Origin of the sequence: Amaricoccus solimangrovi (assembly GCF_006385685.1) — a bacterium.
In the GTDB taxonomy this organism is placed as follows: domain Bacteria; phylum Pseudomonadota; class Alphaproteobacteria; order Rhodobacterales; family Rhodobacteraceae; genus Amaricoccus; species Amaricoccus solimangrovi.
In genome coordinates this window covers 368,198-384,575 of sequence record NZ_VFRP01000001.1, presented here as the reverse complement: position 1 = coordinate 384,575, position 16,378 = coordinate 368,198, and the positions used below count along the sequence as shown (strand labels likewise).

Sequence of the window (16,378 nt, the reverse complement as noted above, 5' to 3'; positions counted from 1 at the left end):
CCGTTCCTCCCGCGCGTCCGCGTCTTCGCGCGGGTCCTGTCGGGAGAGGACCCGGGCATTCCGATCGGCGCGGCGGGCCTCGCCTCACCGCGCGCGGGCGGCAATATCGCACCTGCGATGCCGAAGGGCCAGCCCTCGCGGTCCGGACCCGATCACGTCGCCGCGCGAATCCGCCGACGGGAGGCGTTCCGCCGGGCGCGGCTCAGCGCCCGAGGATCTTCTTCACGTATTGCTGCGTCTCGGCGTAGGGCGGCACGCCCTTGTATTTCTCGACCGCGCCGGGGCCCGCGTTATAGGCCGCGAGCGCGAGGCGCCAGTCGCCGAACTTCCGGTACTGCTGGCTGAGATAGCGCGCGCCGCCCTCGAGATTCTCGCGCGGATCGTGCGGATCGACGCCCAGCACCTGCGCCGTGCCCGGCATGAGCTGCGCGAGCCCGATCGCCCCCTTGGTCGATTTCGCTCCCGGGCGGAACTTCGATTCCTGATGCACGAGGCGCAGGAACAGGTCCTCGGGCACGTGATGCTTGCGCGCCGCGGCCCGCGCCATCGCCTCGAAGGCGCCGGGCGAGCCGGTGAAGGCGGGAATGCCGGCGTAGTCGTCGGTCTCGATGCCGCGCGGCCGCCGCGGCTGGCCTTCGAGAAGACCCGGCACGGGCTGCCGGATCAGCTGGCGGTATTCCGGGGAAAGGCTCGATTGATTGCGCAGCAGCGCGCTCAGCGACGCATCGGCCATCGCCGGTCCCGCCACGGCCAGACCCACGCCGAGCGCGATCAGTCTTGTTCTCATCGTCCCTCGTCTTGGTTACGGCGGACTGCTCGCCACCGCCCGGCCGGCGCCGGTTGCGCGGCAATATGCCAAGCTTTTAATCCGATGTCAGCCTTCTAATCGCAGGGCCGGCCAGGGCGCGCATTGGAAGATGGCGGCCGAGCCCCTAACTTGAGCGCGAGACGCGCGGGGACGTGACAGCGGCGCCGCGGCGCGATACCGACGGGCCCTCGCATTCGGGAGAAAAGGACGAACCGATGGCAGGCAGCGTGAACAAGGTGATCCTGATCGGCAATCTCGGCCAGGATCCGGAGGTGCGGACCTTCGGCAACGGCGGCAAGGTCTGCAACCTCCGCGTCGCGACCTCCGAGACCTGGCGCGACAAGAACTCGGGCGAGCGCCGCGAGCGGACCGAGTGGCATTCGGTCGCGATCTTCTCCGAGCCGCTGGTCCGCGTCGCGGAACAGTATCTGCGCAAGGGCTCGAAGGTCTACATCGAGGGCCAGCTCGAGACCCGCAAATGGCAGGATCAGTCCGGCCAGGACCGCTACACCACCGAGGTGGTGCTGCGGCCCTTCCGTTCGGAACTGACGATGCTCGACGGCCGGGGCGAAGGCGCGGGCGCCGGCGGCGGTGGCGGCTACGGCGAGGAACGGCGGGGCGGAGGCGGCTATTCCGACGACCGCCGGGGCGGCTACGGCGGCGAGAGCCGGGGGCCGGCCGGCGGGCTCGACGACGAAATCCCGTTCTGAACCAACAGCCGGCGGTGGCGCCGCGCCGCCACCGCCGGCTGTTCGCACGCCGGGCGCTCCGCCCGAGGCTCGCTTCTTCCCCGTGTTTCATATGGGCATGAAATCTATCGGGCAGTCCGCGCAGGCCCGAAGGGCCGGAGCGAGGGGCCCCGCCAACAGGCGGGGAGAAACCGGCTCCGGCCAAAGGGCCGTCCGCGGCATGCCGGAGGCATGCCTGCCTGGACCCGGCGCCGCGTCCGGTCTGGCCATCGGCCGCGCCCGCGTTACCTGAAGCCCGACCTGGCCCCCGGATCCGCGATGCCCGACATTCCCGAGACCGCGCTGCCCGAACCCTTCGCCGGCTGGTTCGCGCGGCGGGGATGGTCGCCGCATGCCCACCAGCGCGCCCTGCTCGCGCGCGCGGCCGATCCCGCCACGCTGCTGATCGCGCCCACCGGCGGCGGCAAGACGCTCGCGGGATTCCTGCCGAGCCTGATCGAACTCGGATCCGCGCCGGCCCCCGGACTCCACACGCTCTATGTCTCGCCCCTGAAGGCGCTCGCGGCCGACATCCGGCGCAACCTCGAAGTCCCGATCGCCGAGATGGGTCTCGCGATCCGCGTCGAGGACCGCAGCGGCGACACCGGCGCCGCCGCCCGCGCCCGGCAGCGGGTCGACCCGCCGCATATCCTGCTGACGACGCCGGAATCGCTCGCGCTGCTCCTCTCCTATCCCGAGGCGCCGCGCCTCTTCGGCGGCCTCGCCCGCGTCGTCCTCGACGAGATCCACGCGCTCGCCGAATCGAAACGCGGCGACCAGCTCGCGCTCTGCCTCGCCCGGCTCCGGCGCCTCGCACCCCGCCTCCGGCGCGTCGGCCTCTCCGCCACGGTCGAGGATCCGCCCGCCCTCGCCCGCTTCCTCGGCCCGGAGACGCGGCTTCTCGTCGCCGATCCCGGACCCGACCCCGACATCTCGATCCTCGAGAGCGAGACGCCGCCGCCATGGGCGACGCAGGGCGCGCGCTACGCCGCGCCCCGGGTCATGGAGCTGATCCGGGCGGCGCGGACCACGCTCGTCTTCATCAACACCCGCGCCCAGGCCGAGCTCTTCTTTCAGGCGCTCTGGGCCGAGAACGCGGAAGCCCTGCCGATCGGCCTGCACCACGGCTCGCTCGGCCGCGAGGCGCGCGCCCGGGTCGAGGCGGCGATGGCGCGGGGCGAGCTCAGGGCCATCGTCGCGACCGGCAGCCTCGATCTCGGCATCGACTGGGGCGACGTCGACCTCGTGATCCAGGTCGGCGCACCGAAGAACGTCAAGCGCCTCGTCCAGCGCATCGGCCGCGCCAATCACCGCTACAACGCGCCCTCGCGCGCCGTGCTGGTGCCCGCGAACCGCTTCGAACTCCTCGAATGCCACGCCGCGCTCGAAGCGGTCCGCGCCCGGGATCTCGACGGCGCGCCGCGCCCGCCCGGCCCGCTCGACGTGCTCTGCCAGCACATGCTGCTCACCGCCTGCGCCGGCCCGTTCGAGGCCGGGGCGCTGCTCGCCGAGATCCGGACCGCCGGCCCCTACGCCGCGCTCAGCCGCGCCGATTTCGACGCCTGCCTCGATTTCTGCGCCACCGGCGGCTACGCGCTCCGCGCCTATGACCGCTGGCGGCGGCTGATGGAGCGCGACGGGCTCTGGCAACTCCGCGACCCGCGCCGCGCGAAGGCGATCCGGATGAACGTCGGCACCATCGCCGACACCGAGACGCTGAGCGTCCGGATGAAGGGCCAGTTCGCCACGCTGGGCGAGATCGAGGAGAGCTTCGCCGCGAGCCTCTCGCCCGGCGACACCTTCCTCTTCGGCGGCCAGACCGTGCGCTTCGAGAGCCTGCGCGAGATGGTGGTGGAGGTCACGAAGCATCCGTCGAAGGATCCGAAGATCGCCGCCTACATGGGCACCAAGCTCGCCACCTCGACCCGGCTCTCGCACCGGGTGATGGACCTGATCGCGGACCCGGCCCGCTGGGACGGGCTGCCGCCCCACACGCGCGACTGGCTCGCGACCCAGGCCGAGGTCAGCCGGCTACCCGAACCCGGCCGGCTGCTCGCCGAACGCTTCCGCCGCGGCGGGCGCTGGCACCTCTGCCTCTACGGCTTCGCCGGGCGCAACGCGCACCAGACGCTCGGCCTGCTCGTCACGCGGCGGATGGAGACGGCGGGGCTTGATCCGCTCGGCTTCGTCGCCAACGACTACGCGCTGCTGATCTGGGGGCTCGACGAGGTGACCGACCCCGCCGCGCTGCTCTCGCCCGAGGGGTTGCGCGAGGGGCTCGAAGGCTGGCTCGGCGAGAACGCGGTGATGAAGCGCACCTTCCGCGCCGCCGCCACCATCGCCGGGCTCATCGAGAGGAACCTGCCCGGCCGGCGCAAGTCCGGCCGGCAGGCGACCTTCTCGACCGACATCCTCTACGACACGCTGCGCCGCCACGATCCCGAGCACCTGCTCCTGCGCGTCACCCGCGCCGAGGCCGCGCACGGTCTCGTCGATTTCGACCGGATCGAGGAGATGCTCGCCCGCGTCTCCGGCCGGATCGACGCGGTCCGCGCACCGCATGTGACGCCCTTCGCCGCGCCGCTGCTGCTCGAGACCGGCCGCGTGCCGATCCGGGGCCAGGCCGAGGCGCGGATGCTCGCGGAAGCCGCCGAGGCGCTGATGGCCGAGGCCGGGCTCGCCCGCTGAGCCCGCTTGCGCCCGCGCGCCGGACGGGGCAAGGCGTGAACATGATCGAGCAGACCGTCACCCTCGCCGGCGCGAGGCTCACCGCGCGCGGCTCCGGCGCGCTCTGGTGGGCGGAGCGGCGGCTCATCTGCGTCGCGGATCTGCATCTCGGAAAATCGGAGCGGATCGCGCGGCGCGGCGGCGCCCTGCTGCCGCCCTACGAGACGCGCGAGACCATCGCCCGGCTCGCCGCCGAGATCGCGGCGCTCGATCCCGCCACCGTGCTCTGCCTCGGCGACAGTTTCGACGACATGGCGAGCGCCGACGCCCTGCCGGAGGCCGATCGCGCCGCCCTCGCCGCGCTCGCGCGGGGGCGCGACTGGATCTGGCTCGCCGGCAACCACGATCCCGCGCCGCACGGGCTCGACGGCGGCCGCGCCGAGACGCTGGCCCTCGGCCCGCTCACCTTCCGCCACGCCGCCCTGCCGGAAGCGGAGCCGGGCGAGATCTCGGGCCATTACCACCCGAAGCTGCGGGTCGCGCTCAGGACCGGCACGCTCAGCCGCCCCTGCTTTCTCTGCGACCGGCGCCGGCTGATCCTGCCGGCCTTCGGCGCCTATACCGGCGGGCTCGACCTCGGATCCTCGCCCGCGCTCGCCGCGCTGATCGAACCCGACGCCCGCGCGATCCTCACGGGCGCCCCCTGCGTCACCCTCCCCGCCTTCCGCGCATCCGCGTAGGGCGGACATCTGTCCGCCCTCTCGGTCCGCCCCCCGATCCGCCCGTCCCGGTCCGTCCTGCGAAAACCCTACGCCGTCAGGTCCCGCGGCTCCGCGAGCCCATGCGCGCGGCAGCAGGCGGTCACCGTGTTCGCGAGCAGGCAGGCGATGGTCATCGGCCCGACCCCGCCCGGCACCGGGGTGATCGCCCCCGCGACCGCCGCCACGTCGTCGGTATCGACGTCGCCGACCACGATCGGCTTGCCCTCCGGCCCCTCGATCCGGTTGATGCCGACGTCGATCACGGTCGCGCCCGGCTTGATCCAGCTCGCCTTCACCATCCGCGGCCGCCCCACGGCGGCGACGACGATATCGGCGCGCGACACCACCTCCTCGATGTCCTTCGTGCGCGAATGCGCGATCGTCACGGTGCAGCTCTCGCGCAGCAGCAGCTGCGCCATCGGCTTGCCGACGATGTTGGACCGGCCGATCACCACCGCGTTGCGACCGGAGAGATCGCCGAGTTCATCGCGCAGCAGCATGAGGCTTCCGAGCGGCGTGCAGGGCACCATCGCCTTCTGTCCCGTCGCGAGCAGGCCGACGTTCGAGATGTGGAACCCGTCCACGTCCTTCGCCGGGGCGATCGCGTTGATCACCCGCTCCTCGTCGATGTGTCCGGGCAGCGGCAGCTGGACCAGGATGCCGTGGATCGCCGGATCGGCGTTCAGCGTCCCGATCAGCCCCAGCAGCTCGTCCTGCGTGGCCGAGGCGTCCAGCCGGTGCTCGACCGAATGCATGCCGCTCTCGACCGTCTGCTTCGCCTTGTTGCGCACATAGATCTGGCTCGCCGGATCCTCGCCCACGAGCACGACGGCGAGGCCCGGGACGATCCCCGCCTCGGCGCGGATCCGCTCCACCTCCTCCGCGACCCGCGCCCTGATCCGCGCGGCGAAGGCCTTGCCGTCGATCAGTTTCGCCCCAGTCAGTTCCTTGCTCCGCGCCGTCATCGATCGCTCCTCGCCGTCGGGCCGGGTCGCCGCCCGCTTTCCTCACCGTTCATGGAATCCATCTTCGGGATCCGCGCGGACGTTCGCGCCGGATTCCGGGACGATCGCGACATGAGGCGCGGTCCGCTCAGCCCTTTGCGCCGAGCCGGCTCTCCTCGAGCGCGATCGACCAGTCGATCAGCCGGCGCCACAGCGCCTCGACCAGGTCGGGATCGAGCTCATGCGCCGCGGCCGAGGCGCGGGCGCGTGCCACGACCTCCTCCACACGCTCCTCGATCCGCGCGGGCCAGCCATTGCCGCGCTTCAGCTCCGCCGCCCGCTCGATATAGCCGCGCCGCTCGGCCAGCAGCGCGACCAGTTCGCGGTCCAGCCGATCGATCTCGGCGCGAAGCTCTGTCATGTCCGCGCAGGCGGCCGGATCTCTCTTCATGATCCACGGCGTAGCCTCCCGCGCGCCCGGATGCAATCGCGCCCCGCCCCGCGGCCGCGTGCTCAGAACAGCCCATGGATCTCGCCCCGGGCATCGAACCCGATCGTCTCCGCGGCCGGGACGCGCGGCAGGCCCGGCATCGTCATGATCTCGCCGCAGATCGCGACGATGAACCCCGCCCCGGCGGCGAGCCGCACCTCGCGGATCGGGATCGGGAACCCGGTCGGCGCGCCGCGGCGCGCCGGATCGGTGGTGAAGGAATACTGCGTCTTGGCCATGCAGATCGGCAGGTGGCCATAGCCCGCCTTTTCCCAGACCTCGAGCCGCTCGCGGATCGAGGCGTCGGCCACCACCTCGTCGGCGCGATAGATCCGCTTCGCGATCGTCTCCATCTTCTCGAAGAGTGGCATGTCGTCGGGATAGAGGAAGTCGAACTGCGCGGCGCCGCGCTCGGCGATCTCCGCGACGCGGGTCGCAAGCTCGGTGATCCCGGCGGATCCCTCGGCCCAGTGGCGGCAGAGGATCGCCTCGGACCCGTGGCCCGCGACGAACTCCTGGACCGCGCGCACCTCCGCCTCGGTATCGGTCACGAAATGGTTGATCGCGACGACGACGGGCAGACCGAAGCTCTTCACATTGGCGATGTGGCGGCCGAGGTTGGCGCAGCCGTGCCGGACCGCCTCGACATTCTCGCTGCCGAGCGCGTCCTTCGTCACGCCGCCATTCATCTTGAGCGCGCGCACCGTCGCCACGATCACCACCGCGTCGGGGGCGAGACCGGCCTGGCGGCACTTGATGTCGAGGAACTTCTCCGCGCCCAGATCGGCGCCGAACCCCGCCTCGGTCACGACGAAATCGGCGAGGCGCAGCGCGGTCCGCGTCGCCATGACCGAGTTGCAGCCATGCGCGATGTTCGCGAAGGGGCCGCCATGGACAAAGGCGGGCGTGTATTCGAGCGTCTGCACCAGGTTCGGCAGCAGCGCCTGGGCGAGCAGCACCGCCATCGCCCCGTCCGCCTTCAGGTCGCGCGCCGTGACCGGCGCCTTCGCCCGGGTATAGCCGATGATGATCTCGCCGAGCCGCGCGCGCAGATCCTCGAGATCGCGCGCGAGGCAGAGGATCGCCATCACCTCGGATGCGACGGTGATGTCGAAGCCGGTCTGCCGCGGATAGCCGTTCGAGACGCCGCCGAGCGAGGCCACCACCTCGCGCAGCGCCCGGTCGTTCATGTCCATCACCCGGCGCCAGGTCACGCGGCGCGGGTCGATGTCGAGTTCGTTGCCCCAGTAGATGTGGTTGTCGATCATCGCCGCGAGCAGGTTGTGCGCGCTGGTGATCGCGTGGAAATCGCCGGTGAAATGGAGGTTGATGTCCTCCATCGGCACCACCTGCGCCCGCCCGCCGCCAGCCGCGCCGCCCTTCATGCCGAAACAGGGGCCGAGCGAGGCCTCGCGGATGCAGACGGCGGCGCGCTTGCCGATCGCGTTCAGCCCGTCGCCGAGCCCGACGGTGGTCGTGGTCTTGCCCTCGCCCGCCGGGGTCGGATTGATCGCGGTGACGAGGATGAGCTTGCCCGCCGGCCGCGTCTCGATATTGGCGATGAAATCGGCGGTGATCTTGGCCTTGTCATGGCCGAAGGGCAGCAGCGCCTCGGGCGGGATGCCGAGCGCGGCGCCGATTTCCAGGATCGGCCGCTTGGTGGCCGCGCGTGCAATCTCGATATCGCTCAAATACCCCATCGGGTGGCGGCCTCCTGGCATACATGCGGAAAACGAACCAGGGCAGCATATCCGCGACTTCGCCGCGACGCGACAATCAAAAGGTATCGCATCGAAGGTCGTATCCGCCCCCGCGGTAGGGCGGACATCTGTCCGCCACCCCCTCAGCTCAGCGGCGGATAGAGCCGGATCGGCGGGCAGTGCAGCGAGGCGATCGCGTGGAGCGCGATCTCGCCCTCGGCCTCGACCCAGGCGGTCACGCCGCGGCGCCCCATCGCGGCCGATTTCCAGCGCACGCCGTGGCCCGGATGCTCGGCCTCGATCTCCTTCGCGGGGAAGGCGCAGGGACCGTTCTCCATGTCGATGACGAGCGAGGCGCCGCTCTCGAAGATCAGCCGCGACGAGGGCGGCAGCAGCGTGAGTTCCGGCAGCCCCTCGAAGACGATGTTGGCGCCGAGCAGCCGCGGGTCGAGCTCGGCGAGGCCGATCGCGGAGGCCGTCGCCGCGATCTCCTCCCGCGACAGGATCGAGATCTGCCGCGTGTTCCGGATCGTCGTGCCCTTCGGATACTGCTGGCCGACGCGCGAGCAGGAGGCCCGCGTCAGCCCGCCATGGCTCTCCCCCTCGAGCCCGTCGAACCGCGCCCGCGCCCGCTCCAGCGCCACCGAGCGGAGCGACAGCGCCCGGTCCGGGACCACGCCGAGGAAGACGACGCGGCCGGCGAGGTCGGTCGGATTGAGAATGGCCATGCGCGGGCGCTCCGGGTGAGATGGGACGAAAAACGCCGCGCCCCCGGCGGGGACGCGGCGCGGATTTCGGGGGCGCGGGACCGGCTCAGGCCACCGGCTCGGGTTCCAGGCCCTTGTCGCCCCGGCCGGGCAGGCCGGGCTTGCCGGCCTTCGGGATCGCGGAGATGCCGCTCTCCTCGCGCTCCCCGCCGTCGTCGTCGCCACCGCCGCGATTGAGCGGCTGCCCGGCGATCACGCGCGCGATCTCCTTGCCGGTCAGGGTCTCGTATTCCAGCAGCCCCTGCGCCATGCGCTCCAGATCGTCCTTCTTCTCGGTCAGGATGCGCTTCGCGGTCTCGTAGCCCTCGTCGACCAGCTTGCGCACCTCCGCGTCGATCAGCTCGTGCGTGTCGGGCCCCGCGTTCAGCCCGCCGCCCTGCGGCCCGAGATAGGAGAACTGCTCGTTCGCATAGTCGATGTTGCCGAGCTTCTCCGACATGCCGAACTTCGTCACCATCGCCCGGGCGATCCGGCTCACCTGCTGGATGTCGGAGGCCGCGCCCGAGGTCACCTGGTCGGGGCCGAAGGTCAGTTCCTCGGCGACCTTGCCGCCCATGGCCATGGCGATCATCGACTTGTACTTGGTCTTGGTGACCGAGAGCTGGTCGCGCTCCGGCAGCGAGAGGACGAGGCCGAGCGCGCGGCCGCGCGGGATGATCGTCGCCTTGTGGATCGGATCGTGCTGCGGGACGTTGAGGCCGACGATCGCATGACCCGCCTCGTGATAGGCGGTCAGGCGGCGTTCCTCGTCGGTCATGACCATCGAACGCCGTTCCGCGCCCATCATGACCTTGTCCTTGGCGTTCTCGAAATCCTCCATCATCACGAAACGCTTGCCGGTGCGCGCCGCCATCAGCGCCGCCTCGTTGACGAGATTGGCGAGATCCGCGCCCGAGAAGCCGGGGCAGCCGCGCGCGATGATGCGGAGATCGACGTCGGCGGCCAGCGGCACGCGGCGGGCATGGACGGCGAGGATCTTCTCGCGGCCCTTGATGTCGGGATTGGTCACCTGCACCTGCCGGTCGAACCGGCCGGGGCGCAAGAGCGCCGGGTCGAGCACGTCCGGACGGTTGGTCGCGGCGATCAGGATCACGCCCTCGTTCGCCTCGAACCCGTCCATCTCGACGAGAAGCTGGTTCAGCGTCTGCTCGCGCTCGTCGTTGCCGCCGCCGTAGCCCGCGCCACGATGGCGGCCGACCGCGTCGATCTCGTCGATGAAGACGATGCAGGGCGCGTTCTTCTTCGCCTGTTCGAACATGTCGCGCACGCGGGAGGCACCCACGCCGACGAACATCTCGACGAAGTCCGAGCCCGAGATGGTGAAGAACGGCACGCCCGCCTCGCCCGCGATCGCGCGCGCGAGCAGCGTCTTGCCGGTGCCCGGAGGCCCGACGAGCAGCGCGCCCTTCGGGATCTTGCCGCCGAGGCGGGAGAACTTCTGCGGGTCGCGCAGGAACTCGACGATCTCCTCCAGTTCCTCCTTCGCCTCGTCGATGCCGGCGACGTCGTTGAAGGTCACCTTGCCCGATTTCTCGGTCAGCAGCTTCGCCTTCGACTTGCCGAAGCCCATGGCGCCGCCGCGCCCGCCGCCCTGCATCCGGTTCATGAAGAAGATCCAGACGCCGATCAGCAAGAGGAACGGCAGCCAGAGGCCGAGCGCGGACATGAAGCCCGACTGTTCCTGCGGCGCGGCCTGGATCTCGACCCCGTTCTCGCGCAGATCCGGAATCACGTCGCTCCCGCGCGGCTGCACCGTCTGGTAGGAGACGCCGTCCTTCGTCGTGATGTAGACCCGCTCGCCGTCGAGGCGGACGGAGGAAACCTGGCCGTCATCGACGCGGTTCAGGAAATCGGAATAGCTGATCTCCCGGCCCATGCTGGTCCTGCTGCCGCTCGAGAAGACGTTGAACAGCGCGACCATCAGCAGGAAGAGGATGATCCAGAACGCGATATTCTTGGTGTTGCCCACGGGACACTCCCTCTCGCGAGGCGACGATGGGCCGCCCGCGTTCATTGATCTCTAACATAAGCTCTGGAACCGGGGATTCAACGCAATAACGTGGCATCCCAGGGCGGCGGAAGCGCGGAAATCCGCGCGAACCGCGCCGCCGGTTCCGGCCGGGCCAGCGGCGCCGCGACGAGCTCGGACCCGCGCCAGAGCGCGGGCGTGCTGAGAAGCGCCTCCCGCCGCGCGCCGCGCGCGCGCCAGTCGCCGCATTCGGCGAGCCCCGCCGCCCCGAGCGCGCCGATGCTCAGCCCCGGTTCGACCGCGCCCCCGGCCCATTCCCAGCGCCCGTCCCAACGCCTTTCGGCCAGCGGCACGGCCGGCGCCACGCGGGCGGGTTCGCGCCGGATCGCGAGCCGCGTTCCGCGCCGCCGGATCAGGCAGCCGTGCAGCGTCGCCCCCGTCTCCGCGCCGCCCGCCAGCCCGTCGAACGCGCGTTCGAGGCTCGCGAGCCGCGGCCGGTAGCGCGCGCCCGACACCCAGCCGAGCGTCGCGGCGAAAAGCCGCAGGCCGATCTCGCGCGGCGCGGCCAGCGTCGGCGCCAGATCGAGAAGCGCGTCCCCCGCCGGCCCCGCCTCGACCGCGCCCCGCGCCAGCTCGGCCGTCGCCGTCTCCAGCGCCTCGCGCGCGCGGCCCATCGCGGCGGCGGTCTCCGCGAGGCGCCCGGCGCCGAGGCCGAGCGCGTCGAGCGTGCCGAGCACCTCGCGGAACCTGACCCGGGCGAAGCGCGGGTCGCGGTTGCTCGGATCCTCGATCCAGCCGACGCCCTCGGCGCGCAGGAAGTCGCGCAGCGCCTCCCGCCGGAGCCCGAGCATCGGGCGCAGCACCGGCAGCCGGTCCCAGTCGGTCTCGGCGCGCATCCCCGAGAGCCCGTCCACGCCCGATCCGCGCGCGAGCCGCATCAGGAAGGTCTCCGCCTGATCGTCGAGCGTGTGGCCGAGCAGCACCGCGCCCGCGCCCCGCGCCCGGGCGAAGCCGCCGATCAGCCGCCGCCGCGCCCGCCGCGCCGCGTCCTCGAGATTTCCCGCGCCGTCCCAGCCCGTCCAGCGCAGCGTCGCCTGGGCGATGCCGCGCGCCGCCGCGAAGGCGGCGGCCTCCCGTGCCTCCGCCGCGCTCTCGGGCCGGAGCCCGTGATCGACGGTCGCCGCGATGACCTCGCGCCCCCGCTCCCGCGCCCAGAGCAGTGTCAGCAGCAGCAGCGCGGTGGAATCGCCGCCCCCCGAGAAGCCGACCACCAGCGGCCCCGCCGGCGCGCGCGCCAGGACCGTCGAGACGGCGTCGAGAAGCGGGGCGGCGCCGGTCACGGGAAGCCTCAAGGCTGGCAGTTCAGCGCCCGCTTCTCGGTCGCGACATCGGTCGTGACCTCGGAGCCGGGATAGCGGCTGTCCACCTCGGCCAGCGTCAGGCAGGCCTCCTCGGTCTGGCCGAGCTCGCCGAGGCTGACGCCGAGCCGGTAGAGCGATTTCGCCGCCACCGGCCCCTCCGGCGCGCCGCTGAACGCGTCGAGATAGCTCCGCGCCGCGCCGCGCCAGTCGGAGGTCGCGGCCAGCGCGTCGCCCCGGCGATACTGCGCCTCGCTCGACAGCGGGCCGCCGGGATAGGTGGCGAGGAAGGCGCCGAAGAGTTCCGCCGCCTTCGCGTTGTCGCCGGCCTCGGCGGCGGCGACGGCCGCGTCGAAATCGCCCCGCTCGGTCTTGGCGAGCTGCGGCGCGTCGGCGCCGTCCGCCTCCGGCGCGGCGGGCACCGTCCCGCGCGGGGGCGGCGGCGCGATCGCGGTCAGCCCGCCGCCGAGAGGCTCGGGCTTGCCGAGCGTGCTCGTGTCCCCGCCCTCGAGCTCGGTCAGCCGGAACTCGATGTCGCCGACGCGGTTCGTCGCCTCGTCGACGATCCGGCCGATGTCGTTCGCGAGCACGTCGGTGCGGTTCGTCAGCCGCCGGAGTTCCGCCTGAAGCTGGTCGAGCCGGGTCAGCGCCGTCGCCGGCGCGACGGGCAGGCCCTTCGCCGGGCCGGTCTTGACGAGTTCCTGCCGCAACTGGTCGATCTGGCCGTTGAGCTTCGCCAGTTCCGCGCGGACGTCGGCCACGTTCTCGGCCCGCGCGAGCGGCGCGAACGCGAGGAGGATGAGGACGCCGAACGCGCCGCCGAGGGATCGCCAATTCGCCAGCATGGGCCTTCTCGCTCCGAGTGATCGCGGCGAATCTAGACGAAGCCGCGGGCCGGCGGAACCCGCCTCGCCCGCGTCTTCACGAACCGGTTAAGGCGGCTCACGCGCCCGGCCGCGCCACCACGGTCACCGCGCGGCGGTTCCGGGCGAAGCAGCTTTCCTCGGCGCAGGTCGCGACCGGGCGCTCGCGGCCGAAGGTGATGATCGAGATCCGGCTGTCCGGGATGCCCTGGCTCACCATGTAGTTGCGCACCGCGCTCGCCCGGGCCGAGCCGAGCTGGAAGTTGTAGTCGCGCGTGCCCCGCTCGTCGGCATGGCCCTCGATCGTGATCTGGCCCTGGTTCTGGGTCAGCCAGCCGATCTGCTGGTTGAGCGTGCCGATCGCCTCCGCCGACAACGTGCTCTGGTCGACGGTGAAGAACACCCGGTCGCTGATCGAGGTGCCGGGCAGCGTGCCGCCCCCGAGCGCGCCGCCGCTCACCCCGTCGAGCCCGAGCCCGCCCGCGCCCCCGGCGCCGCCGAGGCCGTTGTAGCCCGCGTCGGGGCTCGTCGGCACGCTGATCGGTTCCCCGGCGCAGCCCGCGAGCGCCAGCGCCGCGGCGAGGAGGCCGCCGCTCAGGATACCGCCCCGCATCTTTTCCTTCATCTCACTTTTCCCTGCCCGCTCATGTCATTGAAACATGCATATGCTTGTTCCGCGCCCTTCAGGCGGGCGCGTGCGATATGCGTGGAGTTATTCGAGAAGCCCCGACCAGGACGGATCGGAGGCGAAACCCGCCGTCGGCACCTCGCGAAGGTTGCGCCCGGTGATGTCGACCGAATGGATCCGCGGGCCGCCGCTCTCGCCCGGGCTCTCCCGGAAGAACATCAGCACGCGCCCGTTCGGCGCCCAGGTCGGTCCCTCGTCGATATAGCTCGCGGTCAGGAGTTGCTCCCCGGAGCCGTCGACCCGCATGACGCCGATGTGGAACCGCCCGCCGACAATCTTGGTGAAGGCGATCATGTCGCCCCTCGGCGACCAGACCGGCGTCGCATAGCGCCCCTCGCCGAAGCTGATCCGCTTGGGCTCCCCCCCGCCGGCGGGCATCACGTAGATCTGCTGGTTGCCGGAGCGGTCGCTCTCGAAACAGATCCGCGAGCCGTCGGGCGAGAAGCTCGGCGCGGTGTCGATCGAGGCGGTGCGCGTCAGCCGGGCCGGGGCGCCGGAATCGGTGCCGGTCACGTAGAGATCCGAGCCCGTGCCCTCGGAGACCGAGTAGACGACGCGCGAACCGTCGGCGGAGAAATGCGGCGCGAAGCTCATCGCCGCCGTCTTGTCGAGCACCCGCCGGCCGCCGCCATCGACGTTCATGATGAAGATCTTCGGCGCGCCCTGCTCGTAGCTCGTGTAGAGGATCCGCCGCGCCTTGATCGAGAGGCGCGGCGTGACCACCAGCGCCGAGCCATCGGTGACCGCGACGGCGTTGGCCCCGTCGTAATCCATCACCGCGATGCGCTTCTGGCGGCTCGCCTTCGGCCCGCTCTCGGCGACATAGGCGACCTTGCTGTCGAAATAGCCGCCCTCGCCGGTGAGGCGCATGTAGATCTGGTCCGCGACCTTGTGGCCGAGCCGCCGCCAGCTCGACGCCGGGCCCTGGAACCGCAGCCCCTCGCCGAGCCCGGTCTGGGCGAAGACGTCCCAGAGGCGGAAGCGCACCCGCGCCCGGTCGCCCGTCACCCCGACCGCGCCGGTGACGAGCGCCTGCGCGCCGATCGCCTTCCAGTCGGAGAACTGGACCGGCGCGTCGAAATTGGTGATCCGGCCGATATGCGCCGACGACGGGATCTCGCGGAAGAGGCCGGTGCCGGTCAGATCGTCGATCACGACCTGGGTGATGCGCTGGGCGAGATCGGCCGCCATCGGCGTGTCCGCGACGAAGACCGGCGCCGCGAAGGGCATCGGCTGGACCACCCCTTGCGTGATCTCGATCCGCAGCGGCGATTGCGCCACGCTCGCGAAGGGACGAAGCGCGAGCGCCGCCGGCGCGGCGAGGATCAGCGTGCGGCGGAGCCGGTTTACCATGAGACCATCCCCTCGGGGTTGAAGACGACTTCGATTTCCTGCCACTGCGCGTATTTCTCGCGCGGCAGGCCGGAATAGGGCGCGCAGCGCAGCAGCGCCCGGCGCCCGGCCTCGTAGGCCTGCCGGAAGCGCGCGTCGGGCGCCGGATCGGGTTCGACGAGGCGGACCGAGCCGCCGACGATCGAGCCGTCGGCGTTGAGTCGCGCCCCGACCGTCACCTTGAGTTCGCCCGCGTCGCGCAGCCCCGCCGGCAGGTTCCAGCATTTCTGCACCGCGAGCACGAGCCCGTTGCGCTCCGCGCCCGTGATCGGCGGGCCGCTCGGCAGCGAGGTGGCCGTCCGGGCGCCGTCGCTCGGCGGCGTCGGCTCGGTCGGCGGCGTCGCCCCGGCGCGGCGGGCGGATTCGCGCTCCACCTCCTCGCGCAACTGCCTCACCAGATCGCTCGGGCTCGGGCTCGCCTCCGTCTCGGGCTTCGCCGCCGGAACGGGCTTCGGCTTCGCCTCGGGCGCGGGTTTCGGCTTGGCCGCCGGCGCGGGCGCCGGCTCGGGCTCGGGCGCCACCGCGGCGGTCTCGATATTGCCGCGGCGCGCGAGCGGCCGGGCCGAGGTGGCGAGCGCGAGCGGCGGCGCCGCCTCGTCCGGCTGCCCGGGTGCCGGCGCGGCGTCGGGACTTGGCGCCGGCGGGCGCGGTTCCTCGCGGCTCGCCGGGCTCGGCGCGGCGGCGGGTTCCTCGGAAGGCGCCTCGGGCGCGGGCGGCGCGGGCATCGGGGCGATCGTCGCCGCGGTCCGCGCCCGCGGCGGCGCCACGGCGGCGAGTTCCGCGGACGGGTTCGCGGGCGGCGCCGGCGCGCCCGGCGCCATGGCCGGCGGCGAGAGCGGCCGGTCGGGATCGAATTCGGGCGCGAGCGTCGTCACCTCGGGCGCGGGCGTCTCGGGCGCCGTCTCGGCGGGGGGCTCGGCGGGCGTCTGAGGCGCCGGCGGGGCCTCGGCCCGGGGCGCGGGTTCGGGCGGCCGGGCGGCGGGCTCCGGCGCGGAAGGCTCGGCGCGCACCTGTTCGGGCGGCGCGGCCTCGTCGCGCGGCCCGCGGGCGGCGGCCTGGGCGCGTTCGAAATCCGCCTCGCTCACGAAGCTCACGTCGGTCACCGGGATCGGCGGCCGCTCGCGGCGCGGGAACCACGGCAGGCCGATGATCATCACCGCGATCAACACGGCGTGCGCCAGTCCCGATATCGCCGCGCCGGTCCTCATGCGTCGCCCCTACGCGCCGCCCGACGGGCGGGCGG

General features: G+C 72.3%; 14 protein-coding genes. 3 read left to right on the top strand and 11 right to left on the bottom strand.

Going from position 1 to position 16,378, the window contains the following annotated elements; translation table 11 throughout:
* Positions 1–202: 202 nt before the first annotated feature.
* Positions 203–787, bottom strand: coding sequence for a lytic transglycosylase domain-containing protein (locus FJM51_RS01775; protein ID WP_140452378.1), 585 nt, complete (start codon positions 785–787; stop codon positions 203–205).
* Positions 788–1,023: 236 nt separating this feature from the next.
* On the opposite strand from FJM51_RS01775, the gene ssb reads away from it, so the two are divergent.
* The 3 genes from ssb to pdeM all read left to right on the top strand — a co-directional run bounded on the left by ssb (position 1,024) and on the right by pdeM (position 4,943).
* On the top strand, positions 1,024–1,518 hold the full coding sequence (gene ssb, locus FJM51_RS01770; RefSeq protein WP_140452377.1) for a single-stranded DNA-binding protein: 495 nt from the start codon (positions 1,024–1,026) through the stop codon (positions 1,516–1,518).
* 297 nt (positions 1,519–1,815) lie between these two features.
* Positions 1,816–4,224, top strand: coding sequence for a ligase-associated DNA damage response DEXH box helicase (locus tag FJM51_RS01765; RefSeq protein ID WP_140452376.1), 2,409 nt, complete (start codon positions 1,816–1,818; stop codon positions 4,222–4,224).
* A gap of 41 nt (positions 4,225–4,265) precedes the next feature.
* On the top strand, positions 4,266–4,943 hold the full coding sequence (gene pdeM / locus FJM51_RS01760) for a ligase-associated DNA damage response endonuclease PdeM (RefSeq protein WP_140452375.1): 678 nt from the start codon (positions 4,266–4,268) through the stop codon (positions 4,941–4,943).
* Positions 4,944–5,011: 68 nt separating this feature from the next.
* Here pdeM and folD read toward each other — a convergent pair whose 3' ends face one another.
* The 10 genes from folD to tolA form a co-directional block, all read right to left on the bottom strand.
* A complete protein-coding gene (folD, locus tag FJM51_RS01755) occupies positions 5,012–5,929 on the bottom strand; it encodes a bifunctional methylenetetrahydrofolate dehydrogenase/methenyltetrahydrofolate cyclohydrolase FolD (protein ID WP_140452374.1) in 918 nt (305 codons plus the stop codon).
* A 127-nt stretch (positions 5,930–6,056) separates the two neighbouring features.
* The gene (locus FJM51_RS01750; RefSeq protein WP_233712928.1) at positions 6,057–6,359 is read right to left on the bottom strand and encodes a chorismate mutase; all 303 of its coding nucleotides are present in this window, start codon (positions 6,357–6,359) and stop codon (positions 6,057–6,059) included.
* Between the two features lie 62 nt (positions 6,360–6,421).
* Positions 6,422–8,098 carry a formate--tetrahydrofolate ligase gene (locus FJM51_RS01745; protein WP_140452373.1) on the bottom strand — a complete coding sequence of 559 codons (1,677 nt, stop codon included), beginning with the start codon at positions 8,096–8,098 and terminating at the stop codon, positions 6,422–6,424.
* A gap of 143 nt (positions 8,099–8,241) precedes the next feature.
* Entirely contained in the window at positions 8,242–8,826 is a 585-nt protein-coding gene (locus FJM51_RS01740) for an MOSC domain-containing protein (protein WP_140452372.1), read from the bottom strand.
* A gap of 85 nt (positions 8,827–8,911) precedes the next feature.
* Positions 8,912–10,834 carry an ATP-dependent zinc metalloprotease FtsH gene (gene ftsH, locus FJM51_RS01735; protein WP_140452371.1) on the bottom strand — a complete coding sequence of 641 codons (1,923 nt, stop codon included), beginning with the start codon at positions 10,832–10,834 and terminating at the stop codon, positions 8,912–8,914.
* A 77-nt stretch (positions 10,835–10,911) separates the two neighbouring features.
* Entirely contained in the window at positions 10,912–12,174 is a 1,263-nt protein-coding gene (tilS, locus tag FJM51_RS01730; RefSeq protein WP_181164408.1) for a tRNA lysidine(34) synthetase TilS, read from the bottom strand.
* A gap of 8 nt (positions 12,175–12,182) precedes the next feature.
* A complete protein-coding gene (locus FJM51_RS01725) occupies positions 12,183–13,037 on the bottom strand; it encodes a tetratricopeptide repeat protein (protein WP_140452370.1) in 855 nt (284 codons plus the stop codon).
* A 97-nt stretch (positions 13,038–13,134) separates the two neighbouring features.
* Positions 13,135–13,680 (bottom strand): OmpA family protein, encoded by a 546-nt coding sequence (locus FJM51_RS01720; RefSeq protein ID WP_233712927.1) that lies wholly within the window; start codon positions 13,678–13,680, stop codon positions 13,135–13,137.
* Between the two features lie 87 nt (positions 13,681–13,767).
* Positions 13,768–15,096, bottom strand: a complete 1,329-nt coding sequence (gene tolB / locus FJM51_RS01715; protein ID WP_140452369.1) for a Tol-Pal system beta propeller repeat protein TolB — start codon at positions 15,094–15,096, stop codon at positions 13,768–13,770.
* A complete protein-coding gene (gene tolA / locus FJM51_RS01710; protein WP_181164407.1) occupies positions 15,090–16,304 on the bottom strand; it encodes a cell envelope integrity protein TolA in 1,215 nt (404 codons plus the stop codon). Before tolA ends, tolB begins: the two co-directional genes overlap by 7 nt.
* Between the last annotated feature and the right edge of the window lie 74 nt (positions 16,305–16,378).